Annotated in this window: 15 protein-coding genes and 1 tRNA gene; 12 read left to right on the top strand and 4 right to left on the bottom strand. The window is 59.6% G+C overall.

Annotation, left to right across the window (positions count from 1 at the left end; genetic code table 11):
- The first annotated feature begins 123 nt into the window (after window positions 1-123).
- The 5 genes from RHM69_RS29225 (at window position 124) to RHM69_RS29205 (ending at window position 5,509) form a co-directional block, all read left to right on the top strand.
- A complete protein-coding gene (locus tag RHM69_RS29225; protein ID WP_014717357.1) occupies window positions 124-1,416 on the top strand; it encodes an OprD family porin in 1,293 nt (430 codons plus the stop codon).
- A gap of 32 nt (window positions 1,417-1,448) precedes the next feature.
- Complete coding sequence (locus tag RHM69_RS29220; RefSeq protein WP_014717356.1) at window positions 1,449-2,432, top strand: Bug family tripartite tricarboxylate transporter substrate binding protein; 984 nt, start codon at window positions 1,449-1,451, stop codon at window positions 2,430-2,432.
- A gap of 72 nt (window positions 2,433-2,504) precedes the next feature.
- A complete protein-coding gene (locus RHM69_RS29215) occupies window positions 2,505-2,963 on the top strand; it encodes a tripartite tricarboxylate transporter TctB family protein (protein WP_019818488.1) in 459 nt (152 codons plus the stop codon).
- Window position 2,964: 1 nt separating this feature from the next.
- On the top strand, window positions 2,965-4,479 hold the full coding sequence (locus RHM69_RS29210; protein WP_014717355.1) for a tripartite tricarboxylate transporter permease: 1,515 nt from the start codon (window positions 2,965-2,967) through the stop codon (window positions 4,477-4,479).
- On the top strand, window positions 4,472-5,509 hold the full coding sequence (locus tag RHM69_RS29205) for an AbrB family transcriptional regulator (protein ID WP_014717354.1): 1,038 nt from the start codon (window positions 4,472-4,474) through the stop codon (window positions 5,507-5,509). The genes RHM69_RS29210 and RHM69_RS29205 overlap by 8 nt, the downstream gene beginning before the upstream one ends.
- A gap of 29 nt (window positions 5,510-5,538) precedes the next feature.
- Here RHM69_RS29205 and ung read toward each other — a convergent pair whose 3' ends face one another.
- A complete protein-coding gene (gene ung, locus RHM69_RS29200; RefSeq protein WP_014717353.1) occupies window positions 5,539-6,231 on the bottom strand; it encodes a uracil-DNA glycosylase in 693 nt (230 codons plus the stop codon).
- A 136-nt stretch (window positions 6,232-6,367) separates the two neighbouring features.
- Here ung and RHM69_RS29195 point away from each other — a divergent pair, with 136 nt between their 5' ends.
- A complete protein-coding gene (locus RHM69_RS29195) occupies window positions 6,368-7,480 on the top strand; it encodes an enoyl-CoA hydratase/isomerase family protein (protein ID WP_200599222.1) in 1,113 nt (370 codons plus the stop codon).
- On the opposite strand, the gene RHM69_RS29190 is transcribed toward RHM69_RS29195, so the two are convergent.
- Both RHM69_RS29190 and RHM69_RS29185 read right to left on the bottom strand, forming a co-directional pair.
- Window positions 7,466-7,921 carry a DUF3757 domain-containing protein gene (locus RHM69_RS29190; protein ID WP_019818495.1) on the bottom strand — a complete coding sequence of 152 codons (456 nt, stop codon included), beginning with the start codon at window positions 7,919-7,921 and terminating at the stop codon, window positions 7,466-7,468. The genes RHM69_RS29195 and RHM69_RS29190 overlap by 15 nt on opposite strands.
- A 157-nt stretch (window positions 7,922-8,078) precedes the next feature.
- Entirely contained in the window at window positions 8,079-8,438 is a 360-nt protein-coding gene (locus RHM69_RS29185) for a hypothetical protein (RefSeq protein ID WP_019818497.1), read from the bottom strand.
- A gap of 244 nt (window positions 8,439-8,682) precedes the next feature.
- On the opposite strand from RHM69_RS29185, the gene RHM69_RS29180 reads away from it, so the two are divergent.
- The 6 genes from RHM69_RS29180 to RHM69_RS29155 all read left to right on the top strand — a co-directional run bounded on the left by RHM69_RS29180 (window position 8,683) and on the right by RHM69_RS29155 (window position 12,208).
- Window positions 8,683-8,895 (top strand): cysteine-rich CWC family protein, encoded by a 213-nt coding sequence (locus tag RHM69_RS29180; RefSeq protein WP_019818502.1) that lies wholly within the window; start codon window positions 8,683-8,685, stop codon window positions 8,893-8,895.
- Window positions 8,885-9,577 carry a pseudouridine synthase gene (locus tag RHM69_RS29175; protein WP_060767198.1) on the top strand — a complete coding sequence of 231 codons (693 nt, stop codon included), beginning with the start codon at window positions 8,885-8,887 and terminating at the stop codon, window positions 9,575-9,577. Before RHM69_RS29180 ends, RHM69_RS29175 begins: the two co-directional genes overlap by 11 nt.
- 304 nt (window positions 9,578-9,881) lie before the next feature.
- Window positions 9,882-10,766, top strand: coding sequence for an alpha/beta fold hydrolase (locus tag RHM69_RS29170; protein WP_019818504.1), 885 nt, complete (start codon window positions 9,882-9,884; stop codon window positions 10,764-10,766).
- A 113-nt stretch (window positions 10,767-10,879) separates the two neighbouring features.
- A tRNA-Gly gene (locus tag RHM69_RS29165) sits at window positions 10,880-10,953 on the top strand.
- 316 nt (window positions 10,954-11,269) lie between these two features.
- Window positions 11,270-11,608 carry a hypothetical protein gene (locus RHM69_RS29160; protein ID WP_014717348.1) on the top strand — a complete coding sequence of 113 codons (339 nt, stop codon included), beginning with the start codon at window positions 11,270-11,272 and terminating at the stop codon, window positions 11,606-11,608.
- A gap of 99 nt (window positions 11,609-11,707) precedes the next feature.
- Window positions 11,708-12,208, top strand: coding sequence for a methylated-DNA--[protein]-cysteine S-methyltransferase (locus RHM69_RS29155; RefSeq protein ID WP_014717347.1), 501 nt, complete (start codon window positions 11,708-11,710; stop codon window positions 12,206-12,208).
- On the opposite strand, the gene RHM69_RS29150 is transcribed toward RHM69_RS29155, so the two are convergent.
- Window positions 12,209-12,991, bottom strand: coding sequence for a GNAT family N-acetyltransferase (locus RHM69_RS29150; protein ID WP_032903388.1), 783 nt, complete (start codon window positions 12,989-12,991; stop codon window positions 12,209-12,211).
- Window positions 12,992-13,137: the final 146 nt, after the last annotated feature.

The following is a 13,137-nucleotide window of genomic DNA, read 5'->3' as shown; positions in this document are numbered from 1 at the left end:
AAGCTTCGCCCTTTAGCATCCAACCACGGTGGTCTATGCCCGCCGAGTTGCCTGACCCGTAGCGCCCGAAAAACGCCTCGAAGCGTTTTCGCCAAAATAAGAACAATAACGGAGTACACCACGATGCTGTCGACCCAGCCACAGGCTTGCCCGCCTGTTCGCTCTTGCCGTCTGACCCACACCGCCCTCGCCAGTGCCGCTGCCCTTGCCGGCTTTGCGCCGCTCAGCCAGGCTGCCTTCTTCGAAGACAGTAGCGCGACCCTGGAAACCCGCAACATGTACTTCAATCGCGACTTTCGCGACGGTACCAGTGCCCAGCAATCCAAGCGCGACGAATGGGCCCAGGGCTTCATGCTCAACCTGCAATCAGGCTACACCGACGGCACCGTCGGCTTTGGCGTGGATGCGCTGGGCATGCTCGGCGTCAAGCTCGACTCCAGCCCCGACCGCACCGGCACCGGCCTGCTGCCGACCCACGATGACGGCCGCGCCGCCAACGAGTACGCCAAGCTGGGCCTGACCGGCAAAGTGAAAATCTCGGCGACTGAGCTGAAAATCGGCTCGCTGATCCCCGAACTGCCGATCCTCAAGCCCAACGACGGGCGCATCCTGCCGCAGACCTTCAACGGTGGCTTGATCACCTCCAAGGAATTCAAGAACCTGGTGTTCACCGGTGGCCGCCTGGACAAAGCCAAGGACCGCGACGACACCAACTACGAAGACATCGCGCTCAATAACAAGAACAGCCGCTTCCTCAGCGGTGCCACCGGCAAGCACTTCAACTTCGGTGGCGTCGACTACAAGTTCGCCGACAAGATCACCGGCAGCTACCACTTCGCCCAACTCGACGACGTGTATCGCCAACACTTCTTCGGCATGGTCGCATCACGCCCGATGGGCCCTGGCACTTTCGCCGCCGACCTGCGGCTGGCCATCAGCGATGACACCGGCTCGGCCCGCGGCGGCAATATCGACAACAAGTCCCTCAACGGCCTGTTCAGCTATGCCCTCAATGGCCATAAGCTCAGCGCCGGCTACCAGCACATGTCCGGCGACAGCGCCTTCCCATATGTGGATGGCAGCGACCCGTACCTGGTCAACTTCGTGCAGATCAACGATTTTGCCGGCGCTGAAGAACGCTCCTGGCAGGCACGTTACGACTACGACTTCGCCAAGCTGGGCATTCCTGGCTTGAGTTTCATGAGCCGTTACCTCTCGGGTGACAACATCAAGCTCAAGAACGGCGAGACCGGCAAGGAGTGGGAACGCAACAGCGAGATCAAGTACGTGGTGCAAAGCGGCACGTTCAAAGATGTGGCCGTGCGCCTGCGTAACGCCACCTATCGTTCCAACTACTCGGCCCGTGATGCGGATGAAATGCGCTTGCTGGTCAGCTATAGCGTCGCACTTTGGTAGTACCCCTCATAACAACAACGATGGAGATCGCCATGACCCCTTCACTGCGTAAATTTGCCCTCGCCGCCGGCTGCATGCTGTTCGCCGGCCAACTGCTGGCCGCCGACGAACCCAAGCGTCCGGAATGCATCGCCCCGGCCTCCCCTGGCGGCGGTTTTGACCTGACCTGCAAACTGGCGCAAAGCGCGCTGGTGAACCAGAAGCTGCTGACCAAGCCGATGCGTGTGACCTACATGCCAGGCGGCGTGGGCGCGGTGGCCTACAACGCGGTCGTCGCCCAGCGCCCTGCAGATGCCGGCACGTTGGTCGCCTGGTCGAGCGGTTCGTTGCTGAACCTGGCCCAGGGCAAGTTCGGCCGTTTTGATGAAAGCGCTGTGCGCTGGTTGGCGGCAGTGGGCACCAGCTATGGCGCCATCGCGGTGAAAAGCGACTCGCCCTACAAGACCCTCGATGACCTGGTTAAAGCCCTGAAGAAAGACCCAGGCAGCGTGGTGATCGGCTCCGGCGGCACCGTCGGCAGCCAAGACTGGATGCAAACCGCGCTGATCGCCAAGGCCGCCGGAATCAACCCGCGCGAACTGCGTTACGTCGCCCTTGAGGGTGGCGGTGAAATCGCTACGGCTCTGCTGGGCGGGCACATCCAGGTGGGCAGTACCGACATCTCCGACTCCATGCCGCATATCCAGAGCGGCGATATGCGCCTGCTGGCGGTGTTCTCCGAGCAACGCCTGGATGAGCCGGAAATGAAGGACATCCCGACCGCCAAAGAGCAAGGCTACGACATCGTCTGGCCGGTGGTGCGTGGCTTCTACCTGGGGCCAAAGGTCAGCGATGCCGACTACGCCTGGTGGAAAGACGCCTTCGACAAACTGCTGGCTTCCGAGGAGTTCGCCAAGCTGCGTGACCAGCGCGAGCTGTTCCCGTTCGCCATGACGGGCCAGGAGCTGGACACCTACGTGAAGAAACAGGTGGCTGACTACAAAGTGCTGGCCAAAGAGTTCGGCCTGATCCAGTAATCGCTCCTTTTTTTGTGTAATGCCCCTGTAGGAGCGAGCTTGCTCGCTCCTACAGGGGCCTTGGAGTTTTCTATGCTCTTACAACGCATTTTCGCTGCCGCGCTGTTACTGGCCTGTATCGGCCTGGCGCTCATGGCCTGGCCGTATCAGGCGGCCTTTTCCTACGAACCTGTAGGGCCCAGGGCCTTTCCCCTGCTGCTGCTCGGGCTGATGGGCCTGGCGCTCATCTACATGATGATTCGCCCGCAGGCGACCAAACACACCGACGATGAACCCGCGCTGGATCAACCCACGTTGATCAAGATCGGCATCTGTGTGGCCCTGCTGCTGGTGTTTGCCGGCACATTCGAATCCTTGGGTTTCATTCTCAGCAGCATGCTGATCGGTATTCCGATGGCACGGCTGTACGGCGGCCGCTGGTTGCCCAGCGTGGTGATCATCACCTTGATGAGCGTCGGTCTTTATCTGCTGTTCGATAAAACCATGGACGTACCGTTGCCCCTCGGCCTGCTCGACGTTCTGGAGAACTGACATGGATACTTTTGGCTATTTGGGCCAGGGTTTCGGCGTTGCGCTGAGCCCCTATAACCTGGTGACCGCGTTGTGCGGCACCCTGATTGGCACCGTGGTCGGCCTGTTGCCGGGCCTGGGCCCGATCAACGGCGTGGCACTGTTGATCCCCATCGCCTTTGCCCTGGGCTTGCCGCCCGAGTCGGCGCTGATCCTGCTGGCAGCCGTGTACCTGGGTTGTGAATACGGCGGCCGCATCAGCTCGATTCTGCTGAACATCCCGGGCGAAGCCTCCACCGTGATGACCACCCTCGACGGCTACCCGATGGCCCGCAAAGGCCTGGCTGGCGTGGCACTGTCGTTGTCGGCGTGGAGTTCGTTCATCGGCGCGTTTATCGCCACCTGCGGCATGGTGCTGTTCGCCCCGCTGCTGGCCAAGTGGGCAATTGCGTTCGGCCCGGCGGAATATTTTGTTTTAATGGTGTTTGCGATTGTCTGCCTGGGCGGCATGGCCGGTGACAAACCACTGAAGACTTTTGTTGCGGCGCTGATCGGCTTGTTCCTTTCCTGCGTGGGCATCGACGCCAACAGCGGTGTGTACCGCTTTACCGGCGACAATATTCACCTGACCGATGGCATCCAGTTCGTGGTGTTGGTACTCGGCCTGTTCTCCATCAGCGAGATTCTCCTGCTGCTGGAAAAAACCCACCGTGGCCAGGAAGCAGTGAAAGCCACCGGGCGCATGATGTTCAACGTCAAGGAAGCCTTATCGGTACTGACCGTGAACCTTCGTTGCGGCGTATCGGGTTTTATCATCGGCGTATTGCCGGGTGCGGGTGCGACCATGGCCTCGGCCGTTGCCTACATGACCGAGAAACGCATCGCAGGCGCCAGCGGCAAGTTCGGCCAAGGCGACATGCGCGGCCTGGCCGCCCCTGAAACCGCCATTGGCGCATCGGTCTGCGGCGCCATGGTGCCGATGCTGACCCTCGGCGTTCCTGGCTCCGGCACCACAGCGGTGATGATCGGCGCCCTGTCGCTGTACAACATCACTCCCGGCCCACTGCTGTTCCAACAGCAACCGGACATTGTCTGGGGCCTGATCGCCTCGTTGTTCATCGCCAACATCATGCTGGTCGTGCTCAACATCCCGATGATCCGCATCTTCACCCGTATCCTCGCCGTGCCGAACTGGGCGCTGGTGCCGGTGATCGCCATCATCACCGCGATTGGCGTGTACGCCGTGCATGCCACCACCTTCGATCTGTTCCTGATGATCGCCATCGGCATCTTCGGCTACATCCTGCGCAAGCTGGACTTCCCGCTGTCGCCGCTGCTGCTGGGCTTTATCCTCGGCGGTTTGATGGAGCAGAACCTGCGCCGTGCGCTGTCGATCTCCAACGGTGCGCTGGAAATCCTGTGGTCGAGCCCGATCACCTTTGGCGTCTGGGTGCTGACCGCAATCATGCTGCTTGTACCGCTGCTGCGTATCTGGCGTAAACGCGTGCAACAGCGTCGTGCCCTGGCCGATGTCTGAGGTCACCTTTAAACATTGGTGGGGAACACCGCTGGTCGGCCTGGCCGGCGGTTACCTGGCCAGCCTGGTGGGCTGGCCGTTGCCGTACATGGTCGGCTCGTTGCTGGCGATTATCCTGGTGCGTTGCCTCACGCCCTGGCAGTTGGCGGAGATTCCCGGCGGGCGCAAATGCGGCCAATGGGTGGTGGGCATCGGCATTGGCCTGCACTTCACCCCACTGGTGATCGAGCAGGTGATGAGCCACTTCGGCCTGATCTTCTTCGGTGCACTGGTCACCAGCTTGTCGAGTGTGGTCGGCGTGTGGTTGATGCGCCGCAGCGGGGAAGACCGCGCCACGGCGTTTTTCTCCAGCATGCCGGGCGGTTCCGGGGAGATGGTCAACCTGGGCGCTCGCAACGGCGCGGTGCTCAGCCGGGTTGCGGCCGGGCAGAGTTTGCGTGTGCTGGTGGTGGTGTTGTGTGTGCCGGCGATCTTCAAGTATTTGCTCGGAGGCGGCGCACCGCAGTTTCACCCGGCGCCGGTGGACTGGGCGTGGCTGGCCCTGCTGTTTCCGGTGGGTGCGCTGGTTGCCTGGGGCTGGCAACGCTTGCGCCAACCCAACCCTTGGCTGTTCGGGCCATTGTTGGTGAGTGCGATTGCCAGTGTGACCTGGGATTTACACATTGGCCTGCCCGACGGCGGCAGCCAGATCGGCCAATGGTTGATCGGCAGCGGGTTGGGCTGCCACTTCAATCGGCAGTTCTTCCGTCGCGCGCCCTCATTCATGGGCCGCACTTTGATTGGCACGGCATTGACCATGCTGCTGGCGACGTTAGCGGCGGTGGGCTTGAGCGCCCTCACTCACCTCGACCTGCGATCACTGACCCTGGGCATGATGCCAGGCGGTATCGCTGAGATGAGCCTGACAGCTGAAACCCTGCAGCTGTCGGTGCCCTTGGTGACGGCGATGCAGGTGATGCGCTTGTTGTTCGTGCTGTTCTTGGCCGAGCCTTTGTTTCGGCACTGGAACCGTCAGCCCGCCCCCCTCTAAAACCTCCCACATGTTGAATGTGCCAGGCCTCAGACGGGTGGCAAACGCCACTCGATGGGGGCCTCGCCATTCTGCTCGAGAAACTTGTTGGCCCGGCTGAAATGCCCGCAGCCCAGAAACCCGCGATACGCCGACAACGGCGAAGGATGCACCGAGGTCAGCACCAGATGCTTGGTGGCGTCGATGAGCTTCTGCTTGCTTTGAGCATGGGCGCCCCACAGCAGGAACACCAGGTGCGGCTGATGCTCGCTGACTACCTCGATAATCCGATCGGTAAAGAACTGCCAACCCTTGCCCGCATGGGCGTTGGCGTTGGCGCGCTCCACGGTCATGGTGGTGTTGAGCATCAGCACGCCCTGGTCGGCCCAGCTTTGCAGGTAGCCGTGGTTGGGGATGTCGATGTTCAGGTCGCGCTTGAGCTCTTTATAGATATTGACCAGCGACGGCGGCGCCGGCACGCCCGGTTGCACCGAGAAACACAGGCCATGGGCCTGGCCAGGGCCGTGGTAGGGGTCCTGGCCGAGGATCACGACCTTGACCTTGTCCAGCGGTGTTGAATTGAGTGCGTTGAAAATCAATGGGCCGGGCGGGTAGATCTCTTTGCCTGCGGCATGTTCCTGGCGCAGAAACTCGCGCAATTGCCCCATGTAAGGCTTCTCGAACTCCTCACGCAGAGCGTGTTTCCAGCTGGGTTCGAGTTTGATACGGTCGCCATCGGTCATAGTTGAATTGTCTTGTAAAAAAGAATGAGGCGAACCCTAGGAAAGCCGACCCCGCTTGTCAATTGATCTGACACAGCACCGGCACTTTCCCACGAAGGGATCATACTCATCCTTCACCTTCTCGATTGAGGTCACGATGAACCTGCATTTCGAAGAACTGACCGGCAGTGGCGGCGCTCGCATCGGTATCGCCAGCCTGGACGCGCCAAAGTCCCTTAACGCCCTCTCCCTGCCAATGATTCTGGCCCTGGATGAGCGCATGGAGGCCTGGGCCAAAGACCCGCAGATCGTCTGCGTGCTGCTACGCGGTAACGGCCCCAAAGCCTTTTGCGCCGGTGGCGAAGTGCGCAGCCTGGCTCAGGCTTGCCGTGAGCAGCCCGGCGAAGTTCCGGCTCTGGCCGCGCAGTTTTTTGCCGCTGAATATCGTCTTGACTACCGCCTGCACACCTTCCCAAAGCCGTTGATCTGCTGGGGCCACGGTTATGTCTTGGGCGGTGGCATGGGCCTGTTGCAAAGCGCCGCCGTGCGTATCGTTACGCCAAGCAGTCGTCTGGCCATGCCCGAGATCAGCATTGGCTTGTACCCGGATGTGGGGGCCAGTTGGTTCTTGTCCCGCTTGCCGGGTAAGCTCGGCCTGTTCCTGGGCCTCACCGGCGCCCATATCAACGGTCGCGACGCGCTGGACTTGGGCCTGGCAGACCGTTTTCTGCGTGATGACCAGCAAGACGAATTGCTCGATGGCCTGCTGCAGCTGAACTGGCAGGAACAGAGCGCGATGCAACTCAACAGCTTGCTCAAGGCCCTGGCGCAGGAGGCGATCAGCGATCAACCCGACGCGCAATGGCTACCACGCCGCACACAGATCGACGAATGGCTGGATGTAGGAGATGTACGCTGTGCCTGGCGCGCCTTGAACCTGCTGCGCGACCACAGCGACCCGCTATTGAGCCGGGCCGGCAAAACCCTGAGTGAGGGCTGCCCACTGACGGCGCATCTGGTGTGGGAACAGCTCCAGCGCGCCCGCCACCTATCCCTGGCCCAGGTGTTCCAGATGGAATACACCCTGAGCCTCAACTGCTGCCGTCATCCGGAATTTGCCGAAGGGGTGCGGGCGCGCCTGATCGACAAAGACCAGGCGCCTCATTGGCACTGGCCGGATATCAACACACTCCCGGAAGCGGTGGTGCAGGCGCACTTTGACAAGGCCTGGGAAGGTAGAAATCCTCTGGCAGATTTATCTGACTACTGACAGGTCTGTACGTTTGTCGTTGACCTTGAACTTGCAATTGTCCGGTTGGCTGTCCACGCACGTATACACCGGCAACTCGAACGCATCGGGCTGCAGCTTCCAATACAAGGAGCTGGTCAACGACATGTTGATAATCTCATTGCCCCTGCTTGGCCTCAACGCTACTACTACCCCGCTCCAGTTGGTGCGGTAGATGCACTTGTCCATGTAGCCGTTTCCTCTCTCCTCGCCGTCGCCCGGCATGAAGACTGCGCCAATGAACCCGTCGACAACACCACGCGACGCGACCTTCGGACTTTGCCAGCGCAGGCCGTTGTCTTGGGCGCGATAATGGCCATCGGCGTACACGATCTGCGACGGATAAGGACAGCCTTGCTCCGCACTTGCCGATGCAATGAAGCAGCTCATCAGCAGGAGCACGCAAATCAATTGTTTGAACATAGGGATTCCATCTGCTCAGTCTCACCACGCAAAAGCACAAGGCTTCTCGTTAGTGAAGTACAGCTAGCGCCTCAAAGATAGCTGTTAAATCTGACAGTACGGACATACGGTACCTATAAAAAACGGCGCATGATGCGCCGCTTGTTTTTCAAGATATTTAACGGTGACCGCCGCGACCACCTCCGTGGTCGGAACCGCGTCCACGCCCGCCATTACCCCAGCGGTCGCCCCACCCCTGGTTGGGGTAGGGTCGGTAGCCGGCGCGAGGGTAATAGCGCGGGGCTGGTTGGTAGTAGCGCGGCGCCGAATAGTAGCGAGGCTGTGGCGCATAGTAGCGAGGCGCTGGCGCGTAATAGCTGCGCCCAGAAGGGTAATAACGCGGGCCGCCGTAGTAATAGGCTGGCGCCGGCGCGGTGTAGACCTCGGAGCGATAGTAGGTGGCGCCTCCATCGTAATAGGGCACGCAGGCTGAAAGGGTCAGGCCGAGCAAAGCGATGAGCAGCAGTCGTCGATACATGGCGGCCTCCTGGACCGCGGAAGAGCTCCTCCAGCGACGCTGGCGAGCGGCATTCAGCTTTCACTGAATGACGAAACATCTGACATCAAAAACCGAATCTGGTGCGTTCGCGACACAAGTGGAAACATCTGTTTCAGACGAAGTGAAGGTCTGTCAAAAACCCATGATGATGGAATGCCGCCCAGCCGCGCTGTATCGTGCAACAACTACCGCTGTCCTACCCGATGCCTGCCTGAACCGACCCATGACCACACCGACCCTATGCCCCGCCTGCGGTGCCCGCAACGACTGCTCCCTGGCCGATCCGCGCACGGCCGATCAAGCCTGCTGGTGCTACAGCGTCATCATCGACCCGGCGGTGCTTGAAGCCCTGCCGGATGAGGTGCGCAATAAAGCCTGCCTGTGCCCACGCTGCGCCCAAGTGGACGAACAGTTGCGTAACCGCCATGCGCGTTGATCGCTTCCTAAGCAACTTGCCACAGTTCAATCGTAAACAAGTGCGCTTGTTGCTGGTGGAGCGCCGGGTGACCGTCGAGGGTGTTGCAGTCAGCGATCCGCACCATGACGTACGTGAGTTCAGCCAGGTCTGCGTTGACGGTGAAATTCTGCAAGCGGGCAAGCCGGCACGCTATTTCATGCTGCACAAACCCCAGGGCTGCGTCAGCGCCACGTCGGACCCGCAACACTCCACGGTCCTGGACCTGCTGCACGAACCGGACAAAGCCGACCTGCATATCGCCGGGCGCCTGGATTTCAACACCACCGGCCTGATGCTGATCACCAACGATGGCCAATGGTCACGGCGCCTCACGCAACCACAGACCAAGTTGCCCAAGGTGTACCACGTGCAAACCGAACAGGACATAGGCCCGCAGTATGCGATGAAGTTCGCGGCAGGGGTGTATTTCGCCTTTGAAGATCTCACTACCCAACCTGCCAAACTTGAACGGCTGGGCCCAAGAACGGCCCGGTTGAGCATCGTCGAAGGCCGCTATCACCAGGTGAAGCGCATGTTCGGGCATTTTGATAACAAGGTAATCGGCCTGCACCGCGAGCGAATGGGCCCCTTGGTGCTGGATACCTCGCTTGCGCCGGGTCAGTATCGGCCACTGACTGACGACGAGATCCGACTAATCTGACGACCGTTCAGCCGGTGATGGCAAAAAACCAACCGCTTACCTTGCGACCTGCCTTCGGTGCTGCTTGAATCAAGGCTTCAGCCAGATGATGACTGATGAGTCGCCCTATAACCTCCAAGAAACACCTGCCGCGCCCGTGCTTGATCGTCGGGCCCTCCCGGCAAACCGCCCGCCATAACAACACCCGCCGGCCAGCCGTCATCGGACCGACGTGAGCCTTCATTTTCCAGGCGTATGCCTACCTGTCATAAAGCACGTGCAAAGTGATTTGCGCGCACTACCCGCTTGCCAGGAGTCTTACGACATGAGGCCAGAAATCGCTGTGCTGGATATACAGGGTCAGTATCGGGTTTACACGGAGTTCTATCGCGCGGACGCGGCGGCAAAGACCATCGTCCTGGTCAACGGCTCCATGGCGACCACGGCGTCCTTCGCTCAAACAGTCAAAAGCCTGTACCCGCAATTCAATGTGGTGTTGTACGACCAGCCCTACGCTGGCCGTTCCAAAATCCATAACCGTCATGAGCAGATGCTCACCAAGGAAGTCGAAGGCCAGATCCTCCTGGAACTGCTCGACCACTTCGCCGCTGAACATGTGCTGTCCTTCTCCTGGGGCGGCGCCGCCACGTTGGTCGCCCTTGCACACCGGCCCCGTAGGATAGAAAAAGCCGTGATCAGCTCCTTCTCGCCGGTAATCAATGCGCCGATGCGCGACTACCTCGAACGAGGCGTCGACTACCTGGGCAACCTCGACCGCGACCGTGTCGGCCACTTGGTCAACAGCACCATTGGCAAGCATCTGCCTTCGCTGTTCAAACGCTTCAATTACCGCCATGTCAGCAGCCTGGCCGCACACGAATACGGGCAAATGCACTTCCACATCAGCCACGTGCTCAACAGCGACCGGCAGTGCTACTTCAAGGCGGCCAGGCAAATCGACATTCCGGTGCTGTTCTTGAACGGCGAGTGGGACGAATACACCAGCGCAGACGACGCCAAGCTGTTTGGCCAGCATGTGGCCAAGAGCTGCTTCAGCACCATCCAGGCAACGGGGCATTTCCTGGACATGGAACATAAAGCCGCGTGCCGCGATAGCCGTGAGGCCGTGGTGGGCTTCTTGAAAGGGCAGCGGCCCGCCAGCCCGTTGCGGTATAGCCAGGGCCAGGCGCAACATGCGTGGGCGCTTTGAGATCAAGCCTGACACTGTGGCGAGCATGCTCCCTCGCCACACGCAACTCTCACATTTTTCAAAGAAAAACTTCAAATCCAGCCGAACATCTGGTACAAAGTCAGCCGTTCTGAGCGGGTATAGTTTAATGGTAGAACAGTAGCTTCCCAAGCTTCCGACGAGGGTTCGATTCCCTCTACCCGCTCCACTCAGATTTGCGCTGGCGTCAGGAAGGTTCTGACGCAGGATGCACAAAAAACCGGTCCTTGGTGACCGGTTTTTTTATGTCTGAAATTTGTTCTGCAGCGCCCATCTGGTCCTCGGCAGTCGAGCCTGAGGGTGTGAAGCACCTTGTGTTGAATCATCCACAGGAAAAAAAGCTGCTCGGGATTTCTTTTCTGGCATCCGCAGCGCTCCAGGTATTGCAGCAGGAGCGGTAGGTACGCCTAAGCAAAGTCTTACGGCAAGGCCGGCAACACCGCGCGATAATGTAGGCTCATCGGCCCAGAGTTCGGAATATGGCAATGCTGGACACCCAAAAAACCACACCCAACATCATCCTGCGCCAAGTAGTCGGCTGGGTGTTGGTTTTGCCGCTGCTGATCTCGTTTGTACGGCTGCCCTTCCCCTTCCCCCTTAGATTTTTGCTGGAGTTAGGAGTGATTGCCGCGTCAGCGTATGGCGTGAGGTTTGCCTGGCGTCACGCAACCCCACGCGTGGCTGTGTTCGCTTTGTTTGTCACCCTGCTCAACGTCATTTCTATGTTCATGTTAGGTACCGCGTCAGTACTCAAGGCCCTTTACATTATCGCCTGGCTCTACGGGTACCCCTATTATTCCAACTGGGTTTACTGGAATTTCTAATGGGGCGAAGAATTTGACCGCAAGAAACGTAGTTCCCTAACCCCTTGGTGGAACTACAGTGGCGTCGTCCCCCCTCAACGCCCTTCAAGGAAACAGCTCATGACCTACCAGTACAAGCTCATGCCTTCCCCTGTCGGTGAACTCACCCTGGTGGCGCGCGATGGCAAACTCAGCGCCATCCTCTGGGAAGTAGAACGCGCCAATCGCGTACGCCTGGGTGAATTGATTGAGGCCAACGACAGCCCGGTGCTGCGAGAAACCGAACGCCAATTGAAGGAATACTTTGCCGGAACGCGTAACCAGTTCGAACTGGAGCTGGATTTCGCCGGCACTGACTTCCAGAAGCAGGTCTGGCAGGCACTGCTGACCATTCCCTTCGGCGAAACCCGCAGCTACAGCCAGATCGCCGAGCAGATCGGCAACCCCAAAGCCGTGCGCGCAGTCGGGGCCGCGAATGGGCGCAACCCGATCTCGATCATTGCGCCATGCCACCGAGTGGTGGGGGCTTCGGGCGGGCTGACCGGGTTTGCCGGAGGGCTTGAGGCCAAGCAGTATCTACTGACGCTTGAGGATCGCAGCCAGGCAAAAATGGCTTTTTGATTACCGGTCAGCGAGCGCTCCGCGAGTGAAAGCCTGATACTCGAACAAACGTGCAAAGCCCAACTGTTGATACAGCGAGATGGCCTCCGTCGAGGCCTCGAGAAAACATCGGTGAGCCCCCAGGCTCGAGGCGTGAAGCAGGGCAGCTTGAATCAGGCAAGTGGCATAGCCTCTTCCACGAAAGCCCTTGAGCGTGCCGACATCATTCAGACGGGCCTCGCCTTCACACAGTGACAACGTCAACGAACAGCTCACACGCCCCTCGGCGGACAGGGTGAAGTGGTAAAGGGCCTCACCCGCATCAAGCGCCCTCTGGTGCCGTGCCTGATAGTTCACAACGACCTCGGGAAGCATCGAATATGCGCTGCCAACTGGACCCGCCCATTCGTTCAAATCCCGCGTCAGGCAGACCTGTAGAGTCCCCTCGCTCATCCTTGGAATAAAACGCGACAGCTCGAGAACCATCGCGGTTGTCTGTTCAGCAGGCTGGAAACCGATTGCGCAGAGCGCCTCGCGTAGCTCAGCGACCTTTTCCTCATGAACCACAATGCGTATTGCAAGGACGGAACCATGGATCAAGCCCAACGGGGCAGCAAAAGCTTCGCCCAATGGAGCGCTGCCCACGCGAATAAATAACAAGTCATACAGGCCAGAACATACGTCAACGAAATAAGCGTTGATAGCCGCGCTATAACGGCGATGCAGGCCGCAGGTGGCAGAAAAATAGTGATCTTCGGTCAGGTGATAAAGTGTGCGCAGGTCGCAGGTGGCATATGCGGTCATAGGGGTTATCCAGGTAAAAACCCAGTCTTGCGCTCGCCGCCTTGAGATACCGTAGGCTCGCTCCTAAAAGCACGGCAGAAAAACCCACAGTCCTGTTGATATGAAAACGGCGGTTGGATCCTCTCCAACCGCCGTTTTTTCATTTC

The organism is Pseudomonas sp. CCI1.1 (genome assembly GCF_034348165.1).
GTDB classification, from domain to species: Bacteria; Pseudomonadota; Gammaproteobacteria; order Pseudomonadales; family Pseudomonadaceae; genus Aquipseudomonas; species Aquipseudomonas paracarnis.
The sequence above is the reverse complement of the archived record's forward strand: the minus strand, read 5'-3'. Positions and strand labels throughout refer to the sequence as shown.

Coding starts and splice junctions, on each gene's coding strand:
- RHM69_RS29225 (WP_014717357.1), top strand. CDS start 124: ATGCTGTCGACCCAGCCACAGGCTTGCCCGCCTGTTCGCTCTTGCCGT.
- RHM69_RS29175 (WP_060767198.1), top strand. CDS start 8,885: ATGCGCGTTGATCGCTTCCTAAGCAACTTGCCACAGTTCAATCGTAAA.
- RHM69_RS29155 (WP_014717347.1), top strand. CDS start 11,708: ATGACCTACCAGTACAAGCTCATGCCTTCCCCTGTCGGTGAACTCACC.
- RHM69_RS29160 (WP_014717348.1), top strand. CDS start 11,270: ATGCTGGACACCCAAAAAACCACACCCAACATCATCCTGCGCCAAGTA.
- RHM69_RS29195 (WP_200599222.1), top strand. CDS start 6,368: ATGAACCTGCATTTCGAAGAACTGACCGGCAGTGGCGGCGCTCGCATC.
- RHM69_RS29220 (WP_014717356.1), top strand. CDS start 1,449: ATGACCCCTTCACTGCGTAAATTTGCCCTCGCCGCCGGCTGCATGCTG.
- RHM69_RS29215 (WP_019818488.1), top strand. CDS start 2,505: ATGCTCTTACAACGCATTTTCGCTGCCGCGCTGTTACTGGCCTGTATC.
- RHM69_RS29170 (WP_019818504.1), top strand. CDS start 9,882: ATGAGGCCAGAAATCGCTGTGCTGGATATACAGGGTCAGTATCGGGTT.
- RHM69_RS29190 (WP_019818495.1), bottom strand. CDS start 7,921: ATGTTCAAACAATTGATTTGCGTGCTCCTGCTGATGAGCTGCTTCATT.
- RHM69_RS29150 (WP_032903388.1), bottom strand. CDS start 12,991: ATGACCGCATATGCCACCTGCGACCTGCGCACACTTTATCACCTGACC.
- ung (WP_014717353.1), bottom strand. CDS start 6,231: ATGACCGATGGCGACCGTATCAAACTCGAACCCAGCTGGAAACACGCT.
- RHM69_RS29210 (WP_014717355.1), top strand. CDS start 2,965: ATGGATACTTTTGGCTATTTGGGCCAGGGTTTCGGCGTTGCGCTGAGC.
- RHM69_RS29180 (WP_019818502.1), top strand. CDS start 8,683: ATGACCACACCGACCCTATGCCCCGCCTGCGGTGCCCGCAACGACTGC.
- RHM69_RS29185 (WP_019818497.1), bottom strand. CDS start 8,438: ATGTATCGACGACTGCTGCTCATCGCTTTGCTCGGCCTGACCCTTTCA.
- RHM69_RS29205 (WP_014717354.1), top strand. CDS start 4,472: ATGTCTGAGGTCACCTTTAAACATTGGTGGGGAACACCGCTGGTCGGC.